General features: G+C 71.5%; 29 protein-coding genes and 2 pseudogenes. 19 read left to right on the top strand and 12 right to left on the bottom strand.

Annotated elements, in window-relative coordinates; all coding sequences use genetic code 11:
• Window positions 1-78 precede the first annotated feature (78 nt).
• From BSL84_RS32050 to BSL84_RS32060, 3 genes are all read left to right on the top strand, one after another.
• Window positions 79-336 carry a hypothetical protein gene (locus BSL84_RS32050; protein WP_075971781.1) on the top strand — a complete coding sequence of 86 codons (258 nt, stop codon included), beginning with the start codon at window positions 79-81 and terminating at the stop codon, window positions 334-336.
• Window positions 337-492: 156 nt separating this feature from the next.
• The gene (locus BSL84_RS32055) at window positions 493-1008 is read left to right on the top strand and encodes a GNAT family N-acetyltransferase (RefSeq protein WP_075971782.1); all 516 of its coding nucleotides are present in this window, start codon (window positions 493-495) and stop codon (window positions 1006-1008) included.
• A 119-nt stretch (window positions 1009-1127) separates the two neighbouring features.
• Complete coding sequence (locus BSL84_RS32060) at window positions 1128-1598, top strand: NUDIX hydrolase (protein WP_075971783.1); 471 nt, start codon at window positions 1128-1130, stop codon at window positions 1596-1598.
• A 145-nt stretch (window positions 1599-1743) separates the two neighbouring features.
• Here the strand turns inward: BSL84_RS32060 and BSL84_RS32065 are convergent, their stop codons facing one another.
• Window positions 1744-2058: a TraR/DksA family transcriptional regulator gene (locus tag BSL84_RS32065; protein ID WP_075971784.1), complete on the bottom strand. Its 315-nt coding sequence runs from the start codon at window positions 2056-2058 to the stop codon at window positions 1744-1746.
• Between the two features lie 18 nt (window positions 2059-2076).
• Between BSL84_RS32065 and BSL84_RS37260 the strand changes: the two genes are divergently transcribed.
• Together BSL84_RS37260 and BSL84_RS37265 are read left to right on the top strand one after the other, a co-directional pair.
• Entirely contained in the window at window positions 2077-2325 is a 249-nt protein-coding gene (locus tag BSL84_RS37260; RefSeq protein ID WP_234363580.1) for a hypothetical protein, read from the top strand.
• 203 nt (window positions 2326-2528) lie between these two features.
• Window positions 2529-2768 (top strand): hypothetical protein, encoded by a 240-nt coding sequence (locus BSL84_RS37265; protein WP_234363581.1) that lies wholly within the window; start codon window positions 2529-2531, stop codon window positions 2766-2768.
• A gap of 461 nt (window positions 2769-3229) precedes the next feature.
• On the opposite strand, the gene BSL84_RS32075 is transcribed toward BSL84_RS37265, so the two are convergent.
• The gene (locus BSL84_RS32075) at window positions 3230-3451 is read right to left on the bottom strand and encodes a hypothetical protein (RefSeq protein WP_075971785.1); all 222 of its coding nucleotides are present in this window, start codon (window positions 3449-3451) and stop codon (window positions 3230-3232) included.
• A 219-nt stretch (window positions 3452-3670) separates the two neighbouring features.
• On the opposite strand from BSL84_RS32075, the gene BSL84_RS36700 reads away from it, so the two are divergent.
• The 3 genes from BSL84_RS36700 (at window position 3671) to BSL84_RS36315 (ending at window position 5366) form a co-directional block, all read left to right on the top strand.
• The gene (locus BSL84_RS36700) at window positions 3671-4186 is read left to right on the top strand and encodes a hypothetical protein (RefSeq protein ID WP_075971786.1); all 516 of its coding nucleotides are present in this window, start codon (window positions 3671-3673) and stop codon (window positions 4184-4186) included.
• A 209-nt stretch (window positions 4187-4395) separates the two neighbouring features.
• Window positions 4396-4728, top strand: a complete 333-nt coding sequence (locus tag BSL84_RS36310) for a hypothetical protein (protein ID WP_159393599.1) — start codon at window positions 4396-4398, stop codon at window positions 4726-4728.
• A 488-nt stretch (window positions 4729-5216) separates the two neighbouring features.
• On the top strand, window positions 5217-5366 hold the full coding sequence (locus BSL84_RS36315) for a hypothetical protein (RefSeq protein ID WP_159393600.1): 150 nt from the start codon (window positions 5217-5219) through the stop codon (window positions 5364-5366).
• 106 nt (window positions 5367-5472) lie between these two features.
• On the opposite strand, the gene BSL84_RS32085 is transcribed toward BSL84_RS36315, so the two are convergent.
• A complete protein-coding gene (locus tag BSL84_RS32085) occupies window positions 5473-5886 on the bottom strand; it encodes a contact-dependent growth inhibition system immunity protein (RefSeq protein ID WP_075971787.1) in 414 nt (137 codons plus the stop codon).
• Between the two features lie 218 nt (window positions 5887-6104).
• Between BSL84_RS32085 and BSL84_RS32090 the strand changes: the two genes are divergently transcribed.
• The 4 genes and pseudogenes from BSL84_RS32090 (at window position 6105) to BSL84_RS32115 (ending at window position 8479) form a co-directional block, all read left to right on the top strand.
• Window positions 6105-6476, top strand: coding sequence for a hypothetical protein (locus BSL84_RS32090; protein WP_234363582.1), 372 nt, complete (start codon window positions 6105-6107; stop codon window positions 6474-6476).
• A 162-nt stretch (window positions 6477-6638) separates the two neighbouring features.
• Window positions 6639-7364, top strand: a pseudogene (locus BSL84_RS32100) (IS5 family transposase); the annotation flags it as partial.
• Window positions 7345-7563, top strand: a pseudogene (locus BSL84_RS37270) (hydroxymethylbilane synthase); the annotation flags it as partial. The pseudogenes BSL84_RS32100 and BSL84_RS37270, both read left to right, overlap by 20 nt.
• Window positions 7564-7957: 394 nt before the next feature.
• A complete protein-coding gene (locus BSL84_RS32115) occupies window positions 7958-8479 on the top strand; it encodes a hypothetical protein (RefSeq protein ID WP_234363583.1) in 522 nt (173 codons plus the stop codon).
• 43 nt (window positions 8480-8522) lie between these two features.
• On the opposite strand, the gene BSL84_RS32120 is transcribed toward BSL84_RS32115, so the two are convergent.
• The 4 genes from BSL84_RS32120 to BSL84_RS32140 all read right to left on the bottom strand — a co-directional run bounded on the left by BSL84_RS32120 (window position 8523) and on the right by BSL84_RS32140 (window position 11292).
• On the bottom strand, window positions 8523-9674 hold the full coding sequence (locus BSL84_RS32120; RefSeq protein WP_075971789.1) for a HEAT repeat domain-containing protein: 1152 nt from the start codon (window positions 9672-9674) through the stop codon (window positions 8523-8525).
• Between the two features lie 63 nt (window positions 9675-9737).
• Window positions 9738-10546 (bottom strand): IS5 family transposase gene (locus tag BSL84_RS32125; RefSeq protein WP_107484948.1). Its coding sequence is split into 2 segments (ribosomal slippage): window positions 9738-10198 and window positions 10198-10546, totalling 810 coding nucleotides; the frame shifts between segments, so codons are not numbered across the junction.
• A gap of 60 nt (window positions 10547-10606) precedes the next feature.
• The gene (locus BSL84_RS35795; protein ID WP_030036373.1) at window positions 10607-10825 is read right to left on the bottom strand and encodes a hypothetical protein; all 219 of its coding nucleotides are present in this window, start codon (window positions 10823-10825) and stop codon (window positions 10607-10609) included.
• Between the two features lie 188 nt (window positions 10826-11013).
• Window positions 11014-11292, bottom strand: a complete 279-nt coding sequence (locus tag BSL84_RS32140; RefSeq protein ID WP_030036375.1) for a GlsB/YeaQ/YmgE family stress response membrane protein — start codon at window positions 11290-11292, stop codon at window positions 11014-11016.
• A gap of 227 nt (window positions 11293-11519) precedes the next feature.
• On the opposite strand from BSL84_RS32140, the gene BSL84_RS32145 reads away from it, so the two are divergent.
• Complete coding sequence (locus BSL84_RS32145) at window positions 11520-12470, top strand: aldo/keto reductase (protein WP_030036376.1); 951 nt, start codon at window positions 11520-11522, stop codon at window positions 12468-12470.
• A gap of 272 nt (window positions 12471-12742) precedes the next feature.
• Here BSL84_RS32145 and BSL84_RS32150 read toward each other — a convergent pair whose 3' ends face one another.
• The gene (locus tag BSL84_RS32150) at window positions 12743-13639 is read right to left on the bottom strand and encodes an ABC transporter permease (protein ID WP_030030733.1); all 897 of its coding nucleotides are present in this window, start codon (window positions 13637-13639) and stop codon (window positions 12743-12745) included.
• Entirely contained in the window at window positions 13636-16488 is a 2853-nt protein-coding gene (locus tag BSL84_RS32155; RefSeq protein ID WP_075971790.1) for an alpha/beta fold hydrolase, read from the bottom strand. The genes BSL84_RS32150 and BSL84_RS32155 overlap by 4 nt, the downstream gene beginning before the upstream one ends.
• Window positions 16489-16675: 187 nt before the next feature.
• Here BSL84_RS32155 and BSL84_RS32160 point away from each other — a divergent pair, with 187 nt between their 5' ends.
• The 6 genes from BSL84_RS32160 (at window position 16676) to BSL84_RS32180 (ending at window position 21631) form a co-directional block, all read left to right on the top strand.
• Entirely contained in the window at window positions 16676-18211 is a 1536-nt protein-coding gene (locus tag BSL84_RS32160; RefSeq protein WP_045324325.1) for an ATP-dependent DNA ligase, read from the top strand.
• A 241-nt stretch (window positions 18212-18452) separates the two neighbouring features.
• A complete protein-coding gene (locus BSL84_RS32165; protein WP_234363585.1) occupies window positions 18453-19019 on the top strand; it encodes an HPP family protein in 567 nt (188 codons plus the stop codon).
• A 167-nt stretch (window positions 19020-19186) separates the two neighbouring features.
• Window positions 19187-19822, top strand: coding sequence for a helix-turn-helix domain-containing protein (locus BSL84_RS32170; RefSeq protein ID WP_075971791.1), 636 nt, complete (start codon window positions 19187-19189; stop codon window positions 19820-19822).
• Between the two features lie 15 nt (window positions 19823-19837).
• On the top strand, window positions 19838-20002 hold the full coding sequence (locus BSL84_RS36710; protein WP_199816385.1) for a DUF6126 family protein: 165 nt from the start codon (window positions 19838-19840) through the stop codon (window positions 20000-20002).
• Window positions 20003-20072: 70 nt separating this feature from the next.
• Window positions 20073-21155 (top strand): dihydrodipicolinate reductase, encoded by a 1083-nt coding sequence (locus BSL84_RS32175; RefSeq protein ID WP_030027348.1) that lies wholly within the window; start codon window positions 20073-20075, stop codon window positions 21153-21155.
• Window positions 21152-21631 carry a carboxymuconolactone decarboxylase family protein gene (locus BSL84_RS32180; protein ID WP_030027346.1) on the top strand — a complete coding sequence of 160 codons (480 nt, stop codon included), beginning with the start codon at window positions 21152-21154 and terminating at the stop codon, window positions 21629-21631. Before BSL84_RS32175 ends, BSL84_RS32180 begins: the two co-directional genes overlap by 4 nt.
• Window positions 21632-21742: 111 nt before the next feature.
• On the opposite strand, the gene BSL84_RS32185 is transcribed toward BSL84_RS32180, so the two are convergent.
• The 3 genes from BSL84_RS32185 to BSL84_RS32195 all read right to left on the bottom strand — a co-directional run bounded on the left by BSL84_RS32185 (window position 21743) and on the right by BSL84_RS32195 (window position 25626).
• A complete protein-coding gene (locus BSL84_RS32185; RefSeq protein WP_075971792.1) occupies window positions 21743-23395 on the bottom strand; it encodes a GMC oxidoreductase in 1653 nt (550 codons plus the stop codon).
• Between the two features lie 91 nt (window positions 23396-23486).
• Window positions 23487-24113, bottom strand: a complete 627-nt coding sequence (locus BSL84_RS32190) for a DUF6629 family protein (protein WP_030027343.1) — start codon at window positions 24111-24113, stop codon at window positions 23487-23489.
• A gap of 4 nt (window positions 24114-24117) precedes the next feature.
• Window positions 24118-25626, bottom strand: a complete 1509-nt coding sequence (locus BSL84_RS32195) for an MFS transporter (protein ID WP_075971793.1) — start codon at window positions 25624-25626, stop codon at window positions 24118-24120.
• Window positions 25627-25760: the final 134 nt, after the last annotated feature.

Consider the following 25760-nt stretch of genomic DNA (forward strand, 5'->3'; position numbering starts at 1 on the left):
GGGTGCGGCCGGGGGAGGGCTCCGATACTGGCCGGCAGGCCCCCGACGGCGGGGCGTCGCTGACGAAGGAGCACGGACATGAGCGGACCGATGGCCGGGGAGAGCAGTTGCCAGATGATGGAGCGCCTCGCGGACGACCTGAGGGAGAGCATCACCAAGGCGTCGGAGCGTGCGGCGAAGATCAAGGCCAGGATCGCCGAGCTGAAGGCCCAGGCGCACCCGGACCAGAGCCAGATCAGCGCCTTGGAGCAGACGCTGGAGGTCCTCCTGAAAAAGATCGAGGACGACCGCACGTCGCTGGCCGACCTGGAGTCCGTGATCAGCGAGAACTGCTAGTGCCGCGACCGCAAAGGTCACCGGGTCACGGCGCCGCACTGGGTCTACCTCGCCGGGCTCCCATCGCGGGCATCTTCCTCTGGCCCGCGAGATGAGGCCATCTCTCTGACGGCCCCCGCACACACGCCCGGTCGGCAGGAGAGTCACACTGCGTAGGTGCTGATCAGACGAGAAACCCCCGCCGACCTGGCCGCCGTCCGTGCGGTGACCATCGCCTCCTCCTACAAGCCGCACGAAGAGGAACCTGTGGAGGTGATTCTGCGGGACTCACTGCGAAAGGGTGAAGACCGGATACCCGCGCTGTCTCTGGTTGCCGAGGACAAAGACGGCGCAATCATCGGCCATGCTCTGTGCACCTGGGGCCGAATCGGTACGGTCCGAGTCCCCAACATCAGCCTGCTCGGTGTTCACTGCGACCATCGCCGCCGTGGCTTCGGAACGGCTCTGATCCATGCCGCTCTCGCCGCAGCCGACGCCCTCGACGCGCCGATGGTCGCTGTCCTCGGCGACCCCGACTTCTACGGGCGGTTCGGCTTCCGCCCGAGCACCGACCTCGGCATCGTCGGCGAGGAACCCGCCTGGGAGCACATGTTCCAGATCCGCACCCTGACCGCCTACGACCAGTCCGTACAAGGCGAATTCATTTACCCGGAACCCTTCGGCAGCATCTGACGCCGACGCGGCAGCACAGGGAAATCCCGCCTGGCTCGGTGATCCGAACGACCAGACCCAGGTCGATCAGCGCGGCCCGGGCCTTGCTCGACATTTCGAGCAACGCATAGCGTCAGGCTGTGGAGACGACGCACCGGCCGGCCGCCCGGGTCCTCTGCCTGGACGCCGCCCACCGCCTGCTTCTTCTGCACTGGCGTGATCCGTTCGACGGGACATGGCTCTGGGAGCCACCGGGCGGCGGGATCGAGCCGGGCGAGACGCCGCTGGTCGCGGCACGGCGAGAACTGGCCGAGGAAACCGGACTGGACCCGGCTGCGGTGCTCGACCGGTCTGTCCCGGTCGACCGGGACGTCCGGTGGAACGGCAAGCGGTACATCGGGACGGAGTACTTCTTCCTTGCACGGTTCGCCGACGAGCGGCCATCGCTCGTGCGGACCGGACTGCTCCCCGATGAGCAGGCCACCCTGGACGCGCACGCCTGGATCGAATGGTCGGATCTGAGTTCGCTGCGGGACCCCGTTGAGCCGCCCCAGCTGCCGGCCGTGCTCGGGGCCCTGGCACCGGACGGTCCATGGCGTGTTCGTGGGTGACGGGTGCGGCGCGGGCTGCCGGAACACCGCTCACGCACCCAACCCGGGGCCGTACCGCTCAGGCGCGTCCTGCCGAGGAGAGCCGGTCCGGGACAGCCGCCCGCTGTGAGCACCAGGCTCAGGCGTCACACCAGGGAGCGTCGCCTCAGGCGGGGTGGGCTGGGCGGCGCGAAGTGGTGGAGCGGGCGCAGCGGACGCAGGTGGTGGCCGCCGGACGGATCTCCAGGCGTTCGGGCGGAATCGCGCCGCCGCAGACATCGCAGTGTCCGTACCGGCCCTGTTCGAGCCGCCGCAGTGCCTCGTCCAGCTCTTCCAGGTGTTCGCGCGCCTGGGCCATCAGGGCAGCCACATGCGCCCGCTCGAACGCGGTGGTTCCGCCCTCGGGGTCGTGCTCGTCATCGACCGCGACCAGCGCGTTGGCTGCGACGATGCCGTCGAAGTTGGGGCGGTCGCATGCCAGGAGTAATCAGGGGGTCACGTGGGGTGGAAAGACGCGTTCGGCGACGCGATGAAGGAACTGGAGGCGATACGAAAGCAGCTCACACGTCTCGATCGACTCGATGACCCGACGGTCGGGCTGACCGCATTGCACGGTGACGTCACGCAGAGCCGCCTGAAGATTCTGGAACAGCTCCAGGCGGGCGTCACCGGACTTCGTGAGGAGAACCGAGAGGTCCGCCGTTGGCAGGACCGGATGATCAGCGACCTGAAACGAGACGCGAGGTGAGCTCCGCCAGCTCCTGGACCTGATGGACGTCCTGCGTCCTTTCGTGCCGCCCGAGGGGACAGATGACATGTCCGGCGAGGGGACCCAGACCCATCCCGGGGGTACTGCGCGGCCGCCCGAACCCGAGGCCGGCTACGGCTCGTCGGCCAACACTCGAAGGCCATCCGTCCGTCTCAACCGACACCGGCCCCCAGGGGGGAACCATGGAGAACACCGGGCACCAGCCGCAGCCCGAGTCCGGCGGGGACCAGGAACTCGCGCTGAAGAGGGCCATCGAGGCCGCCTACGAGGGCACCGTCCCGTCCGTCGGCCAGCCGGCTGCTGCCACGCCGCAAGCCTTCGTCGGCGCGGAAGATCCGCAGGTCGCCCACGGCGTCCTGCTGCTGAGGGCCGCCGGCGTGGCCTCCGCCGAACTGATCGCGCACCGGGACACCTGGGTGTGACTCGCCGCCCTGGCCGTCGACCACAGCCACTTCCGCACCCCGCCCTCGGTTGAGGACATCAAGGAGGGCCGTGTCCAGACCGTCCTGTCCGGACGCTCCCTCATCGCCCTGCTCATCGAGCTGTGGAACACCCGCTCCACCGCCACGCCGCTGCAGGGCGACTGGGCACTGGCCATGACCACCTACAACCGCGTCGCGGCAGAACTTACCGGCGTCACCGGACAAGGCGAGACCATCCGCATCGTCCTGGACGACGGTCTCTCCCGCGAGGCCGGCGACTGACTAGACCGCACCGACAAGCAGACGACGGCCGCCCGGATCGATCCGGGCGGCCGTCCTGATGCGCGAGCTGGAAAGCGCTAGGGCCGCACGGTCATAAGCGTGCGGCCCTTCGATTTACGTCTGAACCCTGGGGGTATGGCCTGCCTAAGTGGTAGGGGACCTTGCTGGCTCACGCCACTTCACCGGATGCCTGCTGCTGGGGGCGAGGCGCCGACAGCACGGTTCGCCCCGGCTCGTTCGGCACGGACCCGGCGCAGCGCTGCGGCCTCGGCCACCGCGGCCTGACGGCGCCGCTGGAGGCGAGCGTCGTCGATCGAGGCCAGCGCATCGTCCGGGGTGACGTCGGTGTCGGGGTACGCGCGGCGGCCCTCGGCCGCCCCGACCCCATCGGACCGGAACACCGCGTGGTCAAAGCCCTGACCACCCGCACGCCCACGCAGAGATACCGGCAGCTCGTCAAAGCACCGGCGGCGTACGCAGACTCCCTGGCCCAAGCACCGGAGGGCTCTGGAGGTCGCACAAGGTAACCAGACCGTGCTGATGCACCCGACGATCAAATCCTTGGACTTAACCCTTGGATTTATATCTTGACTTGATCCAAGGATTAATACCTTGGATCCATGCCAAGCAATGAGAAGCCTCGCCTCATCCCGACCGGCAAGTGCTGGTGCGGCTGCACGAAGGACGTCGGCCTGGGCAAGTTCTTCGCAGCCGGTCACGACAAGATCGCCGAAGCAGCGCTAATGGCCCTCAAGTACGACGGGTCTGTCGCTCAACTGCTTCACGCCCACGGCTATGGTTCGCACCACTCCGTCCGCCACGCCGCCGTCGCCGATCCGGACTGCTCGTGGCAGAAATGCGCCGACTGCAACTACAGCGGCGCCCCCGCCAGCATCGCCAACCACCGCAAGAAGGACCACCCCGAGCAGCACGTCCTCGCCCAGGCGATCCGGACCCTTGGCGGCACCTGGGATCCACCACGCGCCATCACGGTGCTGGGCGACCACGGCCACACGTGGGAAGACCAGCGGGCGGCGGAGAAGCGAGTCCGGCAGATCCTGCGAGACCTGTGCAAGGACGGGCTTATCGTCAAAACCGACCTCCAACGGGCCGTCTACGACCTCGTGCAGGAGTAGAGCCAGGAAATCGCGGCACCCGGCAGCCATCGGCTGCCCGGCGTGATGGCGGCCGACGAGCCCCTCGGGCCTGGGGACCTTGACTGGAAGGGCGTCGAGGTGCCCAGGCCGATCAAGGCGGAGAACATTGCGTTCCGAGCCGCGGCGCCCTCGGCCGCCCCTACAGTTGCGCCATGGAACTCAACTGGGGCGACTAAACCTGGCAACTGATGCTGACGAAGCGTCCCTCCGGCACGCACTTCTCGCAGTCGAGTGCTACAGACGGACAGAGCCCGCTGGCGCGGGATGACGGCAACACGCTCAACACGCACGCCGTGCTGTTCAACGGGGACAAGGCGGCCCTGGCGATCTTCGCCGCAGGAGCCGCAGTGACATTTGCTGTGGTTGAGGTGGCACCGCATGTCAAAAACGGGTTGATCAGCCTCAAGTCGAAGCTGAGCCGCCGGGCGGAAGACCCTGCCGACAAGCCCTTCGCTCCACTCACGGTTGTTGCAGAAGCGGAGCCAGAGCAGCCTGAGCCCCCTCGACTGCGGGCCGTCTGACCATCACGCCTGCAGGCGGCCGTTACCTACGGTCACTACCTGGCTGAACTACCGCACCCGCGCTCGCAAGCTACCGCGCTCCCAACTCGCAATCTGGTTCGCTACACCAAGCCCCCTGAATAGGGCATACCTCTCGGCCACTCGCAAACTAGCGTGCTCCGTCAGAGCAGCCAGGCAGGGACAGGGTGCCCCCTGCACACGCGGCCCAGCCGTAGTGATCACGGCTGTTACGGGACGACCAAGCTGCTGCCGTCGGGTGCCGACCCCGAAGGTGACCGGTCGCCACTGGCATGCCTGTTCACAACGCGCTCGCAGCCAGCGGGCAGCGGGCCAAGCTCTGGAGCACTCGATGGGGTGCACCTGGCGCACGAGCGGCAACCGCGTCCCGCGCAGGCAGGTTGCCGAGGGCATGAACGACGAGACGTCATCACGAGCGAGATCCGGGCCACGAGCCGGCCGCCGTCGAAGCGGCACAGCGGATCGCCGAGTTGTTCCTCTCCAGCGGCCCGTGCCGGCTGCGCCGCACGCCGGGCGAGGCGGAGGTGCTGGTGTACGCAGATGTCCACCAGAGTCCGGACGAGGGCGGCTACCTCGACCCCGCGGAGGAGGCGGAGGGCGCAGGCGCGTTTCTGCGGTGAACCCGCTTTCCCCCCGGAGTGAGACGGCCCGACCCGGTTCGGCCCGGCGGTCGGTGACGCGCTATCACCAAGCACGGCCGACGTTGACGGCCCCCGCGCGGTGGGATCAGCCCCGCGTGATGAACCGGGCCAGGTCCGTGTCACTCCCCCGCGGCAACTCCTTCACCGCCGCGTCGGGCAGTCCGGCGACGATGGTGCGCAGCCGCGCTTCGAGTTCCGGGAGCGCCGCCCAGGCCCCTTCGGGGGCCGTGACGGTTGCGAGCAGCAGGTCTCCCTCGTAGAAGTAGGCGTCCAGCAGCGGTTCCTCGGCCAGCAGGCGCACCGCGAGGGGAAGGACGAACGGGAGTGCCACCTGCTGCGCGAGGAGGGTGCGCAGGTCGGCGGGTCGCAGTTCGCCGAGCGGGACCCGGCGCAGACCATGCACCGTGCGGACCAGCCGTGTCGCGTCGGCGGGCACGGCGTCCCAGCTCGGCGGGTCGAGGTCGTCGAGCGTACGGTCGAGGTGCAACAGAGGGTCCATGGGTGCCATTCTCGGCCCGGTTTAACTGATCGTTTCAGAATGACTCCGACCGAGAGCAGGAGTTCCGTGGCACTTGTGCACGGTGTTGGCACCTTGGCCCATGCCCCTGTACATACGGCCTGAGCAACAGAAGCAGAGCCGGACCGGTCGGACGTAGGAGTGGGTGGATGGGCGCGGATGCGGAGCGGGAGTGCTGGGAGCTGCGGTCGGGAGCCGGCGTGGGTCCGCTGCAGTTCGGGATGTCTCCAACCGAGGTCGCCCTTGCACTCTTGGTCCCTGGACCGCAGGAACGGGTTGGCGGTCCGTATGCGCAGGAGAACTTCCCGGATGGGGTGAAAGCGTTCTACGACGCGGGCGAGCTCGCCTGCGTTGCGCTGGATGCGGTCACCGGTCCGCAGGTCTTCCTGTCTGGCTTCCCGCTGGCCGGAAGCGATCCGGAGCAGGGCCAGCAGTTCCTGCTGGACCACGCTGCGGAGCATGGGAACTGGGTGCTCTACACGCCTGATGACTCGCTTTCCCTCACTGGTCTCGGAGTTCCTCTGCGCTCGCAGCAAGTCGGGGCAGTGCGCCTGACGCGTCCCTCTTGGTGAAGGAGGAGTGGTTGGAGTCGCAGTACTTCCGAGACCACCTTCCGCTGGAGGGCGCCTCAGGCTGAGCGCTCGATCCGGCGAACGACGCCAGACCCTGCACTCAAATCACCATGAGATGCCGCGGGTCTTGTGCTCGACGATCTTGGTCGGCAAGGTGTCCGGGTGCGTGCTGAACTTGTGCCGGACGACCTGTGGGAGCGGGTGGCCCCGTTGCTGCCACCCGCTCCCGAACGACGCCACCGACATCCCGGGCGGTTGCGTGTTCCTGACCGAACAGCACTCGCCGGCGTCCTGTTCGTGCTGCGGACCGGTGTCGCCTGGCGGGGCGTCCCGGCGGAGACCGTGGGCTGTTCCGGCGTGACGGCCTGGCGCCGACTGCGGGACTGGACCGAGGCCGGCGTCTGGCCTCGCCTACACGCCACCTTGTTGACCGAGCTTCGCTGCGTGGGCCTGTTGGACCTGGACGACTGCTCCGTGGACGGCTCGCATGTTCGGGCACTCAAAGGGGGGATCACGTCGGCCCCTTGCCGGTCGACTGTGCCCGTCCCGGTTCGAAGCACCACCTGATCGTCGACCGTCACGGAACCCCGCTCGCCGTCACCCTCACCGGCGGCAACCGGCACGACGTCACCCAGCTCCTGCCGCTGCTCGAGCCATTCCGCCGGTCCGGGGACTACGGGGACGGCCCCGACGCAAGCCCCGGCGTCTGTATGTGGACCGGGGCTACGACTTCGACAAGTACCGCCGCCTGCTGTGGAAGCGCGGCATCAAGCCGATGATCGCCCCGTCGCCCACGGCTCCGGACTGGGCGAGGTGCGCTGGGTGGTCGAGCGCACTTTCGCCTGGATGCACCAGTTCAAACGGCTCCCGCATCGGCCGCCCCGACGCCATCACCGAAATCATCTCCGCCGACACCCTCATGCCGCCCATCGGCGCCGGCACCCTCGCGCTTCAATGCCGCCAGGACGACGCCGCTCTCATCGACATCGTCAGCGCCCTCGGCCACCCCGACACCCACCGCGAAACCCTCGCCGAACGCATGCTCCTGCCTGTCCCCCAGGGCCGCCGGCGTCATGTCCTGCTGGGTGGCACGTAACTGAGTTCCAACGTCGCCGCCGGCGGCCACGCTTGCCCGCTGCGGTTCCGCTGCCTGGGGTGCGAGCACTTCTCCACCGACGTCTCCTACCTCCCCGACCTTCAAGCCCACCTCGCCGACCTGCTGCGATGCCGGGTACGGCTGATGTCCGCGTTCGAGGCCGACGTATGGGCACGTACCCAGGCCATGCCCTCGCAGGAGGAGATCAGCCGGGTCCGCCGGCTCATCGACCGCGTCGGCGCCGACCTCGACCAGCTCACCGCCGAGGACCGCGCGCAGATCGAACAGGCTGTCACCCTCGTGCGCCGCTCGCGCACCGTCCACCTGGCATGCCCAGCGTCGGCCAGCCCCTGCCCGACGTCCGACCCTCAAGGATCCACACGTCGTGACCACAGCCATGAACGACGGCCGCCAGGCCGATACCGAACGCCGCCGGTCCCGCGTGACGAGCGCGATCACCACGGCCCGGCGCGACGCAAGCCCACTGACCGCCTCAGCCATCGCCCGCGCCGCCCGTGTGGACCGAACCTTCCTCTATCGCCATCGCGACCTCCTCGACGCGCTCCACACCGCGGCGCACGAACCGGCCACGCCGTCCGGGACTGGGTCAACCGTCACCTCGGTATCGCTTCAAGCCGATCTCGCCAACGCAGGTGCTCGCAGCGCCCGCTTGACCGCCCGCGTCCAGCAGCTCGAAGAACGCCTGTCGAAGGCGCTCGGCGAAGAGATCTGGCGGGCCTCCGGCCTCGGGCCACCCGCCGACGTCGCCGAGCTGAATAGTCGGATCACCAGGCTCGAACAGAGCAACGTTGAACTGACGCGTGCGGTTGAGGAGCGTCAAGCCGAACTTGAAGCCGCCCGAGCAGCCAACCGCGACCTGACCCGCGCCCTCAATCAGAAGAGCTGACGCATCTCCACATGGTGAACGTCAGTCGAGACGAGCGTCGAGCTCAGGTCGATGCGGTGCGCGCGCGAATGCGGTGCGCGGTCCGCAGTCCCTGCTTGGCGGCGGTTGCCACAAGGCCGCCGAGGGTAGTTCTGGCGAGGTCGTGGGCGGCGAGGTGTTCCAGTGCTGGCAGGGCCCGTTCGTCGGCGGTGGAGCCGAGAGCGCGGCAGGCCAGTGCTCGGAGGTCCGGGTCGGGATCGGTGGTGAGGGCGATCAGGTTGTCCACCACCGGCGGGCCGAAGGTGGCGATCGCTGAGGCGAGATGGCTGGCCTTCGGGTTCCGGCGTTCCATCATGGTCTGCCAGAGCGCAGCGAGTGCCCGGTCGCTACCGATTTGGCCGAGCGCCAGGGCGGCCCTGCTGCGTACCCAGTCGGTCTCATCGTTCAGCCGGGCCGCCAGCGCGGGCACGGCGGCGTGTTCCTCAAGGAGGCCGAGCGCCTCGCAGGCACCCTCGCGGACCATCGGATCGGGATGCTCCAGCAGGGCGGTGATCAGCGGAACGGCCCGGCGGAAGCCGAGTTCGGCACAGGCGAGCGCCGACCACCGCACCCCGCGGTGCCCGGTGTCGGCGAGCGCGCGCAGTAGGCCCGGTTCGACGCTCGCGTCACCGAACAGAGCGATCCGGTTGAGTGCCTTGGTCCAGACGGTGACATCCTGCGTCCGGTGGTCGGAGGCGACCTCGGACAGGGCCGCCCGGGCCTGTGGATGGCCGAGCTCGGCCCACTCCAGCAGGGCGTCGATCGCCCGCAGCCGGATCGTGCGGTTCCTGCTCAACTCGGCGGCGTGAACGGTGACTAGGGATGTCGGCCCGTCCGGCGGGTGGCCGAGTGCGTCGCCGAGCGGGCCGGCGAGTGGTGGTTCGAGCTCGCCCAGCTGCAGGGCCATTGGGCCGATTCGGGTGCCGACGTCCGCGTCGTAGTGGCCGTCGCCCCGCAGGTTCGCGGCCAGCTTGGCGACCGTGCGGAACAGCAACGTTGCGCGGTCCGATGGCGAATCAGCGAGGGCGTCGAGTCGGCCGGACATCGCCGTGGTGACGGCGGTCGGCGGGCGACTGGTGGCCTCCAGGACCGCCTCCGCCCAGGCGAGTGGCTCGCCCTGACGCTCGTAGAGCTGGCGGCCCCACAGGCGGAGGACGGCGTCACGGTAGTCGGTCATCCCAGGATCGTTCCAGCAGGGAATACCGACAGCCAACGGTTTTTCCGAGCCTAAGACGTCATCTCATTTGGCCAGTCGGCGGTAGCAGATGAGGGTGCAGGCGAGGCTGGTGAAGGCGAGGAAGTGTTCGGCCTTGCGTTCGTAGCGACGGTGGAGGCGTCGGCAGCCGGCGAGCCAGGACATGGTCCTTTCGACGACCCATCGGTGGCGGCCGAGTCGTTGTGAGGACTCGATGCCTCTGCGGGCGATGCGGTGCGTGATGCCGCGCCCGCGTAACCATCGGCGCAGGTGGGCGTAGTCGTAGCCCTTGTCCGCGTGAAGCTTGCCGGGCTTGCGTCGTCGGCGTCCGCGTCGTGAGCGGATGGGCGGTATGCCGCGGACGAGGGGCTCGAGGGCCTGGCTGTCGTGCAGGTTCGCGCCCGAGATTCCGACGGACAGGGGCAGACCGGTCCGCTCGGTGATCAAGTGGATCTTCGAGCCGTACTTGCCCCGATCGACAGGATTCGGACCTGTCAGATCCCCCTTTTCAGGGCCCTCATGTTCACCGAGTCGATCGCGCAGCGGGACCAGTCGAGCTCGCCGCGGGAACCGAGTTCGTCGAGGACCAGGCGGTGGAGCTTGGCCCACACGCGGGCCTTGCTCCATTCGGAGAAGCGTCGGTGGGCTGTCGCCCCCGAGGGGCCGAACGATGCCGTGGGCAGCTGCTGCCAGGTACAACCCGACGTCGCGACGAACACGATCGCGGCCAGTACCTCACGGTCGCCGTGCCGACGCCGTCCACCACCTTGGGGCCGCGACGGCGCCTCCGGCACCACCCGCTGGAACAGCACCCACAACTCGTCCGGCACCAGACGCTCAACGATCCCCACCATGACCGACAGCCTACCCACGAAGCCCAAATGAGATGGCTTCTAACCAGCCATCGTGACAAGTCAGCCTTTGGCCAGGGATCGCGTCAGGCGTCGACTCATGGGAGTGATGAGGGTCCAGTTGATGTGGGCTTCGCCGTGTTGGGGCAGGCGCTCGTAGTCGCGGCTCAGCGCGGCCGCCCGCGCGAGCGTGTCGGCGCGGTCGGCGGCAAGGCGTGCGCGGACGGCGGCGAAGGCGGACGGGTCGGGCTCGTGAGGGCCGTCCCGGGACGCGTCACCCATGCTCCGGCAACGCCCCTTCGCGCCGCCTGATTGCCCGCTCGGCCCCCACCCCCTCCCCGGAAGGGGTCAGTCCGCCGGCCCTTCGCCGCGTACCGGGATCCAGTCGGCGCACCACGAGGGGCCACAGCCTCCGGGCTGTGGCCCCCTCGTATGAGCAGTGCTACCGCGGAGCGAGGCCGGGGCCTCACTCAGGCGTGGCGGTGATGGTGCTTGTTGCCGGTGACCAGGCGGTAGACGGCGAGAAGGATGACGGAGCCGATGATGGCCGCGATCCAGGTGGAAAGGTCGAAGAAGCCGTCGATGGAGTCGACGCCGAAGATGACCTTTCCGAGCCAGCCGCCCAGCAGGCCGCCCGCGATGCCGATCAGCATCGTGATGATGAGCCCGCCCGGGTCCTTGCCCGGCATGAGTGCCTTGGCGATGAAGCCCGCGAGCAGTCCGATCAGGATCCAGGCAATGATGCCCATGCGCTTCTCCAACCTCGTGAAATGAGCCGGTGTTGAAGGCTCGTCTGCACGGTTTCGACGTTTCCAAACGTCGGATCCCGCAACTCCCCGACCGCGGGGCTGTCCCACCTGGTGGGCAGGAGGCGACGATGTCGGCGCCGCGGTTCGGCTGGCAGGATGCGGTGGGGGTGTGACGTCGTCGTGGCTCCCCTGATCGTGTATCCGTCGATTCGGAGGAACGAAAACGCATGCGCTATCTCCCGCTGGGCAGTTCAGGCCTGCTGGTCTCTGCCGTCGGCCTCGGTTGCAACAACTTCGGCGGCCGGCTCGACGCCCAGGCCACCCGGGCCGTCGTCGACGCCGCCCTGGAGGCCGGCGTCACCCTGCTTGACACCGCCGACATCTACGGCGGCGGGGGCGGCTCCGAGCGGTACCTCGGGCAGGCCCTGAAGGGCCGGCGCGACCAGGTCGTCCTGGCCACCAAGTTCGGCTACGACGGGGTCGACATGAAGTACGGGCCCGCCGCCGGCTCCCGCGGCGGCCGCGCCTACATCAGGCGCGCCGTCGAGGAGTCCCTGCGCCGTCTCGAAACCGACCACGTGGACCTGCTCCAGCTGCACAGCCCCGACCCGGCCACGCCTGTCGCCGAGACGCTGGCCGCGCTCGGCGAGCTCGTCGCCGAGGGGAAGGTCCGCTACATCGGACACTCCAACTTCACCGGCTGGCAGCTCGCCGAAGCCGCACACGTCGCCCGCGAGACGGGCTCCGTCCCCTTCGTGTCCGCGCAGAACGAGTGGTCGCTGCTGGAGCGGTCCGCCGAGCGGGAGCTGCTTCCGGCGGCCCGTCACTACGGCGTCGGCGTACTGCCGTACTTTCCGCTCGCCAACGGCCTGCTGACCGGCAAGATCCGCCGCGGAGCGCCCGTCCCGGCCGGCTCCCGACTCGAAGGCAGGAGCTCCTACCTCACCGAGGAGCGCCTCGACGTGGTCGAGGCGCTGGCCGCGATCGCCGAGAAGCACGACCGCACCGTCCTGGAACTGGCCATCGGCTGGCTCTCCGCCCAGCCCGGCTGCGCCTCCGTCATCGCCGGCGCCACCTCCGCCGAGCAGGTACGCGCGAACGCCGCCGCCGGTGAACGCCCGCTGGACGCGGACCTGCTCGCCGAGATCGACGCGATCGCACCGGGCGTCCCCGCTTAGGGTCTGTATCGAGTTGCCCCGTGGAGCAAGGAGCGGCGTTCGGTGCGTGCCCTCGGTGTGCGGGACGAATGTCCTCGTAGCGGAGCTACCAGGGCATTCGGCTCGTGCGCCGAGGGTGCGTGCCGGGCGTCGCGACGCCGCGGGGCAACTCGATACAGACCCTAGGGGGTCCGGCGGCGTACGCGGACCGAGACGAGAGCGCCCCACAGCCCCGCGGGGCTGTGGGGCGCTCTCCTCGCGCAGGCGGGCCGGCAGCAGGCCCGCCCGCCGGATCAGGACACGATGTCCTTGCGGGCGAAGCCGCGGAAGGCCAGGGCGAACAGCACCAGCGCGTACGACACCGACACCGCCGCCCCCTTCACCATCCCGCCCCACTCCAGCTGCGGCTGCAAGGCGTCCGCCCACGCGAACTGCCAGTGCGCCGGCAGGAGATCGCGCCACGAGCCGAGAGCCGTCACCGCGTCCAGGACGTTGCCGACGATCGTCAGCCCGACCGCGCCGCCCACCGCGCCCAGCGGCGCGTCCGTCCGCGTGGACAGCCAGAACGCCAGCCCCGCCGTCACCAGCTGTGAGACGAAGACGAAGGCCACCGCCAGCGCGAGCCGCGGCACCGTGTCCCCGGCCGCGAGCGCGCCGCCCGTCGGGAGCTTCAGCGGCCCCCACCCGTACGCGACCGTGCCCGCCGCCAGCGCCACCACCGGCAGCAGCACGATCGCCGCCAGGCTGAAGCCCAGCGCCACCACCAGCTTGCTCCACAGCAGCCGCGCCCGCGGTACCGGCGAGGCCAGCAGGTAGCGCAGCGAGGACCAGCTCGCCTCCGACGCGACGGTGTCCCCGCAGAACAGCGCCACCGGCACCACCAGCAGGAAGCCGGCCGACACGAAGAGACAGGTCGCGGCGAAGTTCGCCCCGGAGGCCGTGGCCGTGTCGATCAGCGTGATCCGGCCGTTCCCGCCGCCCCTGCTGCCGGGCCCGCCGCCCACCGCGAACGCGAAGATCAGGATGAAGGGCAGTGCGGCCAGCACCCCGCCCATCACCAGCGTCCGCCGCCGGCGCCACTGCCGCAGCGCCTCCACGCGCAGCGGCAGCGTACGGCTCGCCCGGTACCCCGGAGCCGTTTCCGCAGCCGCCCCTGGCGCCGCCTCCCGCGCCGTCGTCGCCGTACTCATGCCGCACCTCCGATCAGGGTGAGGAAAGCGTCCTCCAGCCTCCGGTGCGGCCCCACCGCCGACACCGGCACCTCCAGCCGTACGAGTTCGGCGATCAGCCCGGCGGCCGTCGCGCCGTCGAGCCGTACGAGCAGGCCGTCGTCCGCGGCCACCACCGAACCCACCCCCTCCAGCGCGGCCACCTTCTCGACGGCCACGTCGTCCACGGGCTCGGCCAGGGTCACCAGCAGGGTGTCCCCGCCGCCTGTGATCTCGGCGACGGCGCCCGCCGCGACACGCTGCCCGTGGTCCATGACCACCAGGTGCGTGCAGGACTGCTCGACCTCCGACAGCAGGTGGCTGGAGACGATGACGGTCCGCCCGCCGGCCGCGTAGCGGATCATCACGTCCCGCATCTCGCGGATCTGCGGCGGGTCCAGGCCGTTCGTCGGCTCGTCCAGGATCAGCAGGTCCGGCATCCCCAGCATCGCCTGCGCGATCGCCAGCCGCTGGCGCATGCCCTGCGAGTACGTGCGCACCGCACGCTCCAGTGCGTCGCCGAGCCCCGCGATCTCCAGGGCCTCCGCCATGTGCGAGTCCTCGGCCGGGCGGCCGGTGGCCTGCCAGTACAGCGCCAGATTGGCGCGGCCCGTCAGATGCGGCAGGAAGCCGGCTCCCTCCACGAAGGACCCGACCCGCGACAGCACCGGCGCACCGGCGCGCACCGCGTGCCCGAACACCCGGATCTCTCCGGCGTCGGGCGAGATCAGCCCCATCAGCATGCGCAGCGTCGTGGTCTTCCCCGCCCCGTTGGGCCCGAGCAGCCCCAGCACCTGCCCCTTCTCCACCCGGAAGGAGAGGTCCCGTACCGCGTACCGGTCCTGCCCCTTCGCGTACCGCTTCGTCAGCCCTGTGATCTCCAGCGGTACGTCGGCGAGCGCCGGGTCCGGCCGTGGTACGCCGGCCCGCGCCCCGGCGGGGCCCTTCCCGGTCCGGCGGACACCGAGCAGGGCCGCGGCGAGTGCCAGCGCACCCAGCGGCAGTCCCCAGGTCCACGCGGGCAGTCCCGCCGTGGCGGTCCGCACCTGCGGGGCGACGGGCACGGCCAGGAGGCCGTCCACCGAGACGGTGTAGGCGGCCGGCGCGGCCGGGCTCGCGTAGCCCAGGTCCGTGGCGGCGACCACGAGCCGCAGGCGGTGCCCGGCGGCGAACGAGTGGTCGATCGCGGGCAGCCGCAGCCGTACGGTCGCCCCCTGCTGCGCGTTCTCCACCCGGAGCGGGGCGACCAGCTGGGAGGGCAGCACCTGTCGGCGCCCGTCGGGCCCCACGTCGTAGACCTTGCCGAACAGCACGGCCGACCCGTCCGCCGCCGTCGACCTCACCTTCAGGGTGACCGTCGGGGCACCGGTGATCGTCACGTCCTCGGTCAGCGGCGCCGACTCGAAGCGGGCGTTCTGCCCGGGGAAGTCCAGCGACAGTCCGGCTCCGAGGGAGGCCAGCTGCCCGCCGACACCGGGCAGGGAGGACAGCGCGGGGGGTGCGCCGCCCGCCGGGTTGACGAAGGTCTGCTCGCGCCCCGTCAGCGCGAACTCCTTCGGCCCGGCGGACAGCCCCGGGTAGCGGTCGCCGCTCGCGCCGCGCAGTACCACCGCGCCGTCGGTGGAGTCGATCCCGCCGGAGCGCGACACCCGGAACGCCGGGCCCGTGTCCGCGCCCTCGTCGCCCTTGAGGTGGCGGTCGAACCAGGAGGCCACGCGGGCCTGCACCCGGTCCGCCTCGCGCACGCCGCCGTCGTGCCCGCCGGCCGCCCAGTCGACCGACACCGGTGCGCCGTTGGCCGCGATGGCGGTGGCCATGGCATCGGCCTGGTCCAGCGGGAAGAGGGAGTCGTCCTGGCCCTGCACGATGAGAGCCGGCACCTTGATCCGGTCGGCGACCGCCGACGGACTGCGCTGTTCGAGCAGGGTGCGGGCCTCGGCGTCCGGTTTCCCGGACACGGCGACGCGTTCGTACATCGCGCACAGCTCGGGGGTGAACCTGCCGCAGCCGGGGCCGGCCGCGGCGGTGCCCTGCTGACCGGACCCGGACCCGGACCCGGACCCGGCCGCGGGTGCCGTCCCGGCCGGGGCACCGGTTTCCGGCCGCGCGTTCCCGCCGTCCGGAGGTGCGGCCGCGGGTGCGTCCGGAGGCGCTGCCGGGGACGCGTCCTGCGGTGCGGTACCGGCCTGCTGCATCCCGCCGGCCGAGCCGGTGGTGAAGAAGATCCCGGACCACAGCTTCTTGAAGACACCGCCCGGGAAGAGGGCGTCCGCGAGGTTGAAGTACGTGATCTCCGGGGCGATCGCGTCCACCCGCCGGTCGTGGCCCGCCGCCAGCAGTGCGACCGCCCCGCCGTACGAGGCCCCCGACACGCCCACGCGCGGGTCGCCGTCCGCGTCGAGGCGCACCTCGGGCCGGGCCGCGAGCCAGTCGATGAGCCGGGAGACGTCCTTGACCTCGTGTTCGGGGTCGTTGAGCCCGATCCGGCCGCCGGAGCGGCCGAAGCCGCGCGCCGACCACGTCATGACGGCGTAGCCGTCGCGGGCCAGCCGCTCGGCCTGTTCACGGACGTCGTCCTTGCTGCCGCCGAAGCCGTGCCCGAGGAGTACGGCCGGACGTTTCGCCCCGCCGCCCTTCCCGTCACCCGCGACGAAGTAGGAGGTGTCGATGTCGGCACCGGGCATGTTCAGGACCTGGTCCCGTCGGTCCACGGCGGGCGCGTCGCCGGAGGCGGACGAGGCCGTCCACGTACCGGCCCCCGCCACGACGGCCAGCGCGGCGGCGCCCGCCGACAGGCGGACTCGGCGGCGCCGGGGCATACGGAGCTTCATACGGGAACCCTACGGGCCCGTCGGCCTACCTCCGAGCACCCACAGGCGGAACCCCCGACCTCCTCAGGGATCATGCCGCGCCCGGCGCGTACCGCAGCTGCGGTACGGGCGCCCGCTTCCCCGGCCCGCCCCCGCGGTACGGGGGGCCCGACCTGCGCACCGGGCCGCCGGGCGGGAGGATGGCCGCATGCTGCTGGACGAGGTCGCCCGAGTGTCCAGGGAAGTCGCCGCGACTTCCGCCCGGTCCCGCAAGACCGCGCTGCTCGCGGAACTGTTCGCCGCGGCTCCGCCCGAGGAGGCCGGGCTCGTCATCTCCTACCTCTCCGGGCGCCTCCCGCAGGGCCGACCCGGCATCGGCTGGCGCACCCTCGGCCAGGACGCCGCACCGGCGGCCGTCCCCAGCCTCACCCTCCGCGACGTCGACGACGCCGTGAACCGCCTCGTCGCGGAGGCAGGCGCCGGTTCGGCCGCCCGCCGCGGCGCGATCGTCGCCGGCCTGCTCGGCGCGGCCACCGAGGCCGAGCAGGCCTTCCTGCGCAGCCTGCTGTCCGGCGAGGTACGCCAGGGGGCGCTCGACGCGGTGGCCCTGGACGGCGTGGCCGCGGCCGCCGGAGTACCCGCCGCCGAACTGCGCCGGGCGGTGATGCTGGACGGCTCCCTGCCGCGGGTGGCCGAGGCGGTGCTGGCCGACGGCTCCGAGGCGCTGCGCGCCGTGACGCTGCGGGTGGGGCGGCCCGTACAGCCGATGCTGGCGGGCACGGCCGCATCGGTCACTGAGGCGCTGGCCGCGCTCGGGCCGTGCGCGGTGGAGGAGAAGCTCGACGGGATCCGTGTGCAGGTCCACCGGGACGGCGACGACGTGCGGGTGTACACCCGCTCCCTCGACGAGATCACCGGGCGGCTGCCGGAGGTGGCGGACCTGGCCCGGTCGCTGCCGGGGGAGCGGTTCATCCTCGACGGGGAGGTCATCGGACAGACGGCGGACGGCCGCCCGGTCCCCTTCCAGGAGATCGCGAGCCGGGTCGGCTCCCGGGTGGACGTGGCCGCCGCCCGGCGGACGCTCCCCGTGGTCCCCTACTTCTTCGACGTCCTGGCCGTCGGCGACGAGGTCCTGCTCGACCTCCCGGTCCGCGACCGGTACACGGCTCTGGCCGCCCTTGTGCCCGAGCGCGCCCGGGTCGGCCGCCTGGAGGTGGACGACCCGGCGGCGCAGGAGGCGCAGGCCGTGGAGTTCTGGGCCGAGACCCTGCGCCGCGGTCACGAGGGCGTGGTGGTCAAGGCCCTGGAATCGGCCTACGCGGCCGGGCGGCGCGGCAAACACTGGCTGAAAGTGAAACCGGTGCACACCCTGGACCTGGTCGTGCTCGCCGCGGAATGGGGACACGGGCGGCGCACCGGCCTGCTCTCGAACCTGCACCTGGGGGCGAGGGCCGCCGACGGCACCTACGCCATGCTCGGCAAGACCTTCAAGGGACTCACCGACGAGATGCTGCGCTGGCAGACGCAGGCGCTGCGCGCGCTCGCCACCTCGGACGACGGGTTCACCGTACGGGTCCGGCCCGAACTGGTGGTGGAGATCGCCTACGACGGGCTGCAGCGCTCGACGCGCTACCCGGCCGGAGTGGCCCTGCGCTTCGCGCGGGTGGTGAGGCACCGCCCCGACAAGACACCGGAGCAGGCCGACACCGTCGAGACGGTCCTGGGCCAGGGCAACCCCGCCTGAGGCCCTGCTGCCCGGCGCACGCCCGAGGCCCTGGCGCCGCCCTGGCCGCTGTCACGCACCGTGCGGGGAGGTCGCGTCATCGACGTGTCGTAGGGCGGGGATAGACGCGCGGGTCATGGTGGCTGTCCACGTGCCGGCCCCTGAGGGCGGGCGCGCACCGCGGCGGGGACCGCCCGCCGTACCCGTGACCGGCCGTACCCGCCCGCCGTACCCGTGACCCGCCGCGCCAGGAGCCGCCACCGTGGACCTTGACTCCGTGCTGACCCGTCGGCCGCTACCCGCCCCTCAGACGCCCCGCGACAGCGCACCGCCCCCGAAGGGGCTCGGGCGCCTGCGGCGTGCCCGGGCCGCCGTGCTCGCGGCCCTCCCCGGCACGAGCGCGGTCGCCGCCGCCCTCCTCGCCGTCGCCGCCATCGGCGCGGTCGTCGGCGAACCGGTCCTCATACCCTCCCTGGCCGCCAGCGCCGCCGTCCTCCACTACACCCCCACCCTGCCCACCGCCCAGCCCCGAACCGTCGTGGTCGCCCACCTCCTCGGCGCCGCGGCCGGTTACGCGGTCCTCGCGGCAGCGCCGAGCAGCCCCTGGAGCGCGGCCCTGGCCGGAGGGCTCGCCTTCGCCGCCACGAGCCTCACCCGGACCCAGCACTCGCCCGCCTGCGCAACCGCCGTCGTCGTCGTGTTCCAGTCCCCGGCCGCCGCGCGGTTCGTCCCCCTGCTGTTCGGTGCCACGGTGGTCCTCGTCCTCGGCGGACTCGCAGCCTCCCGCATGCGCCCGACAGCGCCCCGGTATCCCGTGCGCTGGTGGTAGCGGAGGCGGCTTGGTGGTGGCCGAGGCGGCCTGCTGGTAGCCGAGGCGAACCCGGTGGTGGCCGAGGCGAACCCGGTGGTGGCCGAGGCGGCCCGCGCAAGCCACCCCGCTTTACCTCAGAGGCAACGCGGTTTGCCACGAGGGCAAGACTCTGGCTCAATCGGGGCATGAACACCGGTCCCGCCCCCGACCGCCCCGACGGTACGGCCGACGAGATGCCCGCCGTGGCACCGCAGCTGCGCGAGCTGCGCCGCCGCACCGGTCTCACCCTGGAGGCCGCCGCGGCCCGGGCCGGACTCTCGCCCGCCCACCTGTCCCGGCTGGAGACCGGCCGGCGCCAGCCCTCGCTGCCGCTCCTGCTGGGGCTCGCCCGTATGTACGGTACGACGGTCTCCGAGCTGCTGGGCGAGACCTCCGCCGTCGCCGACCCCATCGTACGGGCCGGCGGTCCGGGAGCCCGGGAGGCCGACGGCTGGACGTACTGGCAGGCGGGCGGCGCCGGGCGCGGCATGCAGGCGCTGCGGGTGCACGTCCCGTACGGCCGCGGACCGGAGGACCTGGTCCGCGTCCATCCCGGCGAGGAATGGCTGTACGTCCTGGACGGCCGGCTGCGCCTGCACCTGGGCGAGGCCGAACACCTGCTGGAGCCGGGGGACAGCGCCCACTTCGACTCCCTCACCCCGCACCGCATCGGCGCGGCCTCGTCCGGCGGGGCCGACCTGCTGTTCGTCCACACGCTGCTCCAGAGCAGCCTCGCCGGGCTGTGCCTCGGCGGCACCACGACCACCACACACCACCGATAGGCGAGGAGCCCACCCATGACCCCCGTGCCCCCCGCGGACAAGCCCGCCGGCGTACGCGCGCGCTTCGAGGCCAAGTTCCCGCGCGGCCTGATCATCCGGCTGATCGCCTACCTCTTCGTCGGCCACCTCTTCGCCTTCTTCGTCTACCTCCTCTTCGTCCTGGGTGGCCAGAACCAGTAACCTCCGGGCACGCGCGAGTCGGTACCGCGCGGCTATGGAAAGGTGCGGGGCCGGTGGCTACCCTCCGCGCATGATTCCCACGGTTGTCTGGGGCACCGGCAACGTCGGCCGTCTGGCCATCCGCGCCGTCGCGGCCCATCCCGCGCTGAAGCTGTCCGCAGTCATCGTCCACAATCCAGCCAAGGTCGGCCGCGACGCCGGCGAACTCGGGGGCCTCGACCACCTGTTGGGCGTCGAAGCCACCGACGACGCCGACGCCGTACTGGCCGGCCGCCCCCGCGCCGTGGTGTACGCCGCGTCCGGCGACATCCGGCCCGACGACGCCCTCGCCGACATCACCCGTGCGATCCGGGCGGGCGCGGTCGTCGTCAGCCCCGCCCTCTACCCGCTCTACGACCACCGCAGCGCCCCGCCGGAGTTCCGCGACCCGGTGCTGGCGGCCGTGGCGGAGGGCGGCGGCTCGCTCTTCGCCTCCGGCGTCGACCCAGGCTGGGGCAACGACGTACTCCCGCTGCTGATCAGCGGACTCGGCACCACGATCGACGCCATCCGCTGCCAGGAGATCTTCGACTACTCCACCTACGACCAGCCGGCCTCCGTCCGCGATCTGGTCGGCATGGGCCACCCCATGGACTTCGAGCCGATGATGCTCATGCCCTCGGTCCCCACGATGGTCTGGGGCGGACAGATACGGATGATGGCCCGGGCGCTCGGCGTCGAACTCGACGAGATCCGCGAGACGTCGCAGCGCCGGGCCCTCGACACCACCGTGACCACCCGCGGCATGGGCGAGTTCGAGGCGGGCACCCAGGGCGCCATCCGCTTCGAGGTTCAGGGCGTCGTCGCCGGCGAGCCCCGCATCGTCATCGAGCACGTCACCCGTATCCACCCCTCGTGCGCACCGGACTGGCCCGTGCCGCCGGACGGCGGCGACGGCGCCCACCGGGTCGTCATCGAGGGCCGCCCCCGCATCGAGGTCACCGTCGAAGCGACCGACGAGGGCGAGAACCGCTCCGCGGGCGGCAACGCCACCGCCGTCGGCCGTCTCGTCGGCGCCATCGACTGGCTCACCGAGGCGGAACCCGGACTCTACGACGCCCTCGACATCCCGCTGCGCCCCGCCGTCGGCAGACTCGGAAGGAAACCGTCATGAGGATCGACATCCCCGAAGGGCAGCACCCGATCGAGTACGTGTGGGGCGACATGGTCCCCGGGATCGGCATGGCCGCCGCGAACTTCTCCCTGTCGGTGTACGCCCACACCACGCTGGGGCTGCGCGAGTTCGAGGCCGCCCGGCTGCGCGTCGCGCAGATCAACGGATGCGTGTTCTGCCTGGACTGGCGCACCGAACGGGACGGGCAGAAGGTCGAGGAGGAGTTCGCCGACGCGGTCACCGCGTGGCGCACCACCGACGCGTTCGACGAGCGCACGCGGCTGGCGGCGGAGTACGCCGAGCGGTACACCCTCGACCACCACGGGCTCGACGAGGAGTTCTGGGACCGGATGACCGCGCACTACAGCCAGTTGGAGATCGTGGAGCTCACCATGAGCATCGGGTCCTGGCTGGCCTTCGGGCGGCTCAACCACGTGCTGGGCCTCGACAGCGTCTGCGTGCTGCCCGGGCACTGAGCGGGAGCGCCGAGAAGGCGGCCTGGTCAAGGCGGCGCGGGGGAGCAGGGCCTGGGGAGGGGCCGTTCGGAGCGTCCGAACGGCCCCGGCCGCTGGGGGGAGGGCGCGGCCCTACGGGAGGTCGGTGGCGATGATCTTCTCGATGTTGCGCTCGGCGAGCGCGGTGATGGTGACGAACGGGTTCACGCTGGCGTTTCCGGGGATCAGCGCGCCGTCGATCACGTACAGGCCGTTGTAGCCGTGGAGGCGGCCGTAGTTGTCGGTGGCCTCGTTCAGGACGGCGCCGCCGAGCGGGTGGTAGGTGAGGGTGTCGTGCCAGATCCTGTTGCCGCCGAACAGGTCGTACCGGTAGATCGTCCCCTCCTTCGAATTGATCTTGTCGAAGATGGTCTTGGCCATGGTGATGGACGGCTGCTTCCAGGCCGTCTCCCAGCTCAGGTCGACCCTGCCCGCGGCCGCGTTCCAGGTGAACTCGGCCCGGTGGGGGTTCTTCGTGATCGACAGGTAGAAGGAGGCGTACGTCTCGATCCCGGTGGGCAGCGGCGCGACCTCGGCGAAGGCGCCGCCGGCGTCCCAGTTGTCGATGCCGGAGCAGGGGATCGTCGACTGGAGCTTGCCCGTCGGGTCCCACATGTGGTTGGCCCGGCCGCACATGACGTTGCCGTTCTCGCCCCAGCCCCTGCCCACCTCGCCGTTGAGGTTCGGCAGGGCCCCGGTCGCCTTCAGCTTGACCAGGAGCTTGCTGGTGCCGACGCTGCCGGCCGCGAAGAACACCCGGCCGGCGGTCACGGTCTTGGTGGCCACGGTTGCGCCGGTGGTGTCGAGTTGGTCGATGGCCACGGAGTAGCCGCCGCCCGGGGCGGGGGAGACCGTGGTGACCTTGTGCAGCGGCGAGACGGTGACCCTGCCCGTCGCCCTGGCCTGCGCGAGGTAGGTCTGGACGAGCGACTTCTTGCCGGCGTTGTTGCCGTAGAGGATCTCGCCGGCGAGGGCGGACTTGGTGACGGTGCCCGTGGCCTCCTGCTTCATGTAGTCCCAGTCGTAGACGTCGGGCACGAAGGTCCAGGCGAAGCCGGACCGCTGGGCGTGCTTGCGGCCGACCCGGGAGAACTGGTAGCAGGCGGCGGTGTCGAACCAGGCCGGGTCGATCATCCCGACGCCGAGGCCGGCGTTGGCCCTCGGGTAGTAGGTGTCGTACATCTCGTCGGCGTCCACCGACGGCAGGACGGTGGCGAAGTTCGCGCGCCTGGGCGTGACCGCCATGCCGCCGTTGACCAGCGAGCCGCCGCCGACGCCGCGGCCCTGGTAGACGGTGATGCCGGCGAAGTCCTCGGCGTCCAGGATCCCCGTGTACCGGGGGACGTCCTTGTCGATCGGGAAGCCGAGGAAGTTGCTGAGCGGTGCCTTCGTCCGCGTGCGGAGCCAGAACGAGCGGTAGTCCGGGCTGGTCACCTTGGGGAAGACCTTGCCGTCCGGGCCCGGCGTGTCCCAGTTCATTCCCATCTCGACCATCTGTACGTCCACTCCGGCCTGCGCCAGCCGCAGCGCCGCGACCGACCCGCCGTAGCCGGTGCCGATGACCAGGACCGGTACGCGCGCCCCGTCGCCGATCGGTCCCGGGGCGGCGGCCGCGGCCGCCCGCGCCGCCGTCGGCGTGAGGTGGCCGGCCAGGGCCACCGCGCCGATTATGGAACCTGTTCCACCCAGAAATCCGCGTCGGGAGATTCCATTGGGTCCTTTTTTGGACAGCGGGTTGTCACTCATGTGACGTTCCTCACTCTCGATGGAATGGGAACGAGTTCTACTGCTGCCCGCCTGCGAAGTCACTAGATACGTCTAGGTAACTTTCGGTCGATCAGCGGACCTCGGCGGCCGGTTCGCGGCCCCTCACCCAGTCCAGCACCAGCAGTGAGGCGACCGCGGCGAAGGCGCACCAGGTGGAGGCGAATTCCAGCCGCCACAGCGCTGAGCAGGCCAGCGCCCCCGCCGCCAGCACCACCCCGAGGGTCCGCAGCCGCCGGTCCCCGCCGAGCAGCAGGGCTCCCAGGGTGGCGAAGAGATAGCCCGTCAGGACCAGCGGCATCCACGGAACATTCACGCCGTAGCCGATGGTGCGGCCCCGGATCTCGGCCGTCACCGGCCCGGCGGCGAGGGCGTACGAGAGCACCGCGGCGGTCGCGAAGCCGACCGCGGCCGGCAGCCACAGCCGGCGCCGTGTCCCGGGCGCGGCCGCGAGCAGCACCGCGACGGGCACCCAGACGGGCAGCAGGGGCAGGGCGATCACGGCCCAGGCGGTGGCGGCGGGCGAGCACCCTCCTCCCGAATCCCAGACCGCCGCCTCCACCAGCTGGTGCACGCCCAGCAGCAGCGGCAGCGCCGCCACGGGGAGGTCGCGGGCCCGCCGTACGCGCGCCACGCAGACGAGTCCGGCGGCGGCGACGGCCGTGCCCGCCACCAGGTCGGCCGTCGCGCTCCAGCACACGGGATCAGCCCGGCGCGGTCCGGTCGCCCCGCTCGCGGGGTTCGAGCGGCGGGGAGGACAGCGCGCAGTGCGTGTGGCACTGCGGGTGGCACACGCCGGGCGCGGGGGAGCGTACGGTCGCCCAGGCCACGGCGGCTCCGAGCACCAGGGCCCCCGCGCACCACGGCATGGCCCGCCCGAACGCCGCGTCGAACTGCGTCGCCGAGAGGTACGACTCCGGGCCCATCCCGGCCAGCAGCGGCAGCGCCGCCACGGCGAGCAGACCGGCCGCGCGCGCCGCGGCGTTGTTGATGCCGCTGGCCAGGCCCGCCCGCCCCGGGTCGACGGAGGACAGCACGGTCGCCGTCAGCGGCGCCACCAGGGTCACCATCCCCAGCCCCATCACCACCATCGCCGGCAGTACGTCCGCCACGTACGAGGCCCCGGGGCCCACCCGCAGCGTCAGCAGAATCCCGGCCGCGCACAGCAGCGGACCCGCGGTGAGCGGGACGCGCGGCCCGATCCGCTCGCCGATCTCGCCCGAGCGGGCCGACAGCAGCAGCATCAGCAGCGTCGTCGGCAGCAGCGCCGCACCCGCGCCCAGTGCCGAGTACCCGGCCACCACCTGGAGCTGGAGCACCACGAGGAAGAAGAAGCCGCTGAAGGCCGCGTACACGCACAGGGTGACGAGGTTGACGGCCGTGAACTGGCGCGAGGCGAAGATGTCCGGCGGCACCATCGGATCGGCCCGGTGCCGCTCCACCCAGACGAAGGCGGCGCCGAGCAGCACCCCCCCCACCGCCGCGGCGATCACCGGCGCGGTGCCCGACGACGCCTCGATCAGCGCGTAGGTGACCAGGCCCAGCGCGCCCGCGCCCAGCACCGCCCCCGCCACGTCGAAGCGGCCGTGCGCCTGCGGGTCCCGGGACTCCGGTACGTGCCGCAGCGCCACCGGCACGCACAGCGCGGCCACCGGCACGTTCAGCAGGAACACCCACCGCCAGCCGGGCCCGTCCACCAGCCAGCCGCCGAGGAACGGCCCCACGGCCGCGCCCACCCCGCCCAGCCCCGACCACAGGCCCACCGCGCGGCCCTTGTCCCCGGCCCGGATCGAGCCCTGGATCAGGGCGAGGGAGCCGGGCGTGAGCAGCGCCCCGCCGATGCCCTGCAGGGCCCGGGCGGCCACCAGAACCCCGGCGTTCGGGGCGATCCCGCACAGCAGGGAGCCCACCGCGAACCACACCGTGCCCAGCACGAAGATCCGCCGCCGGCCGAAGCGGTCGCCCAGCGCCCCGCCGACCAGGATCAGCCCGGCCAGGGTGAGCAGGTAGGCGTTCACCGTCCACTGGAGCACCGCCAGATCGGCGTCGAGGTCCTCCCCGATACGCGGGAGTGCCACGTTCACCACGGTCGAGTCCAGCATGGCCATGGTCGACCCGAGCACCGTGGCCAGCAGGATCCACCGGCCGCGCGCCGAAGCCAGCGGGACGGCGGTCTCGGGCGGCACGTCGGGCGACTCGGCGGGCACGGTCATGCCTTCAGGCTGGCGCGCCCGGCGGGGAAGGGCCACCGGGCGGGGCGCCCGCAGGTGACCGCGGGGACGGCTCATAAGGCCCTCTTGTAATGAGCATGACGTCTACTTCACCATGACCCGCGCACGTCACGCGC

The sequence above is a fragment of the Streptomyces sp. TN58 genome, assembly GCF_001941845.1.
Taxonomy (GTDB): Bacteria; Actinomycetota; Actinomycetes; order Streptomycetales; family Streptomycetaceae; genus Streptomyces.

What these genes read in the sequence shown, in the direction of transcription:
- BSL84_RS32050 (WP_075971781.1), top strand. Translation starts at nt 79, where the DNA reads ATGAGCGGACCGATGGCCGGGGAGAGCAGTTGCCAGATGATGGAGCGC.
- BSL84_RS37265 (WP_234363581.1), top strand. Translation starts at nt 2,529, where the DNA reads ATGGAGAACACCGGGCACCAGCCGCAGCCCGAGTCCGGCGGGGACCAG.
- BSL84_RS36700 (WP_075971786.1), top strand. Translation starts at nt 3,671, where the DNA reads ATGCCAAGCAATGAGAAGCCTCGCCTCATCCCGACCGGCAAGTGCTGG.
- BSL84_RS36310 (WP_159393599.1), top strand. Translation starts at nt 4,396, where the DNA reads ATGCTGACGAAGCGTCCCTCCGGCACGCACTTCTCGCAGTCGAGTGCT.
- BSL84_RS32085 (WP_075971787.1), bottom strand. Translation starts at nt 5,886, where the DNA reads ATGGACCCTCTGTTGCACCTCGACCGTACGCTCGACGACCTCGACCCG.
- BSL84_RS32120 (WP_075971789.1), bottom strand. Translation starts at nt 9,674, where the DNA reads ATGACCGACTACCGTGACGCCGTCCTCCGCCTGTGGGGCCGCCAGCTC.
- BSL84_RS35795 (WP_030036373.1), bottom strand. Translation starts at nt 10,825, where the DNA reads ATGGGTGACGCGTCCCGGGACGGCCCTCACGAGCCCGACCCGTCCGCC.
- BSL84_RS32140 (WP_030036375.1), bottom strand. Translation starts at nt 11,292, where the DNA reads ATGGGCATCATTGCCTGGATCCTGATCGGACTGCTCGCGGGCTTCATC.
- BSL84_RS32145 (WP_030036376.1), top strand. Translation starts at nt 11,520, where the DNA reads ATGCGCTATCTCCCGCTGGGCAGTTCAGGCCTGCTGGTCTCTGCCGTC.
- BSL84_RS32150 (WP_030030733.1), bottom strand. Translation starts at nt 13,639, where the DNA reads ATGAGTACGGCGACGACGGCGCGGGAGGCGGCGCCAGGGGCGGCTGCG.
- BSL84_RS32155 (WP_075971790.1), bottom strand. Translation starts at nt 16,488, where the DNA reads ATGAAGCTCCGTATGCCCCGGCGCCGCCGAGTCCGCCTGTCGGCGGGC.
- BSL84_RS32160 (WP_045324325.1), top strand. Translation starts at nt 16,676, where the DNA reads ATGCTGCTGGACGAGGTCGCCCGAGTGTCCAGGGAAGTCGCCGCGACT.
- BSL84_RS32170 (WP_075971791.1), top strand. Translation starts at nt 19,187, where the DNA reads ATGAACACCGGTCCCGCCCCCGACCGCCCCGACGGTACGGCCGACGAG.
- BSL84_RS36710 (WP_199816385.1), top strand. Translation starts at nt 19,838, where the DNA reads ATGACCCCCGTGCCCCCCGCGGACAAGCCCGCCGGCGTACGCGCGCGC.
- BSL84_RS32175 (WP_030027348.1), top strand. Translation starts at nt 20,073, where the DNA reads ATGATTCCCACGGTTGTCTGGGGCACCGGCAACGTCGGCCGTCTGGCC.
- BSL84_RS32180 (WP_030027346.1), top strand. Translation starts at nt 21,152, where the DNA reads ATGAGGATCGACATCCCCGAAGGGCAGCACCCGATCGAGTACGTGTGG.
- BSL84_RS32185 (WP_075971792.1), bottom strand. Translation starts at nt 23,395, where the DNA reads ATGAGTGACAACCCGCTGTCCAAAAAAGGACCCAATGGAATCTCCCGA.
- BSL84_RS32195 (WP_075971793.1), bottom strand. Translation starts at nt 25,626, where the DNA reads ATGACCGTGCCCGCCGAGTCGCCCGACGTGCCGCCCGAGACCGCCGTC.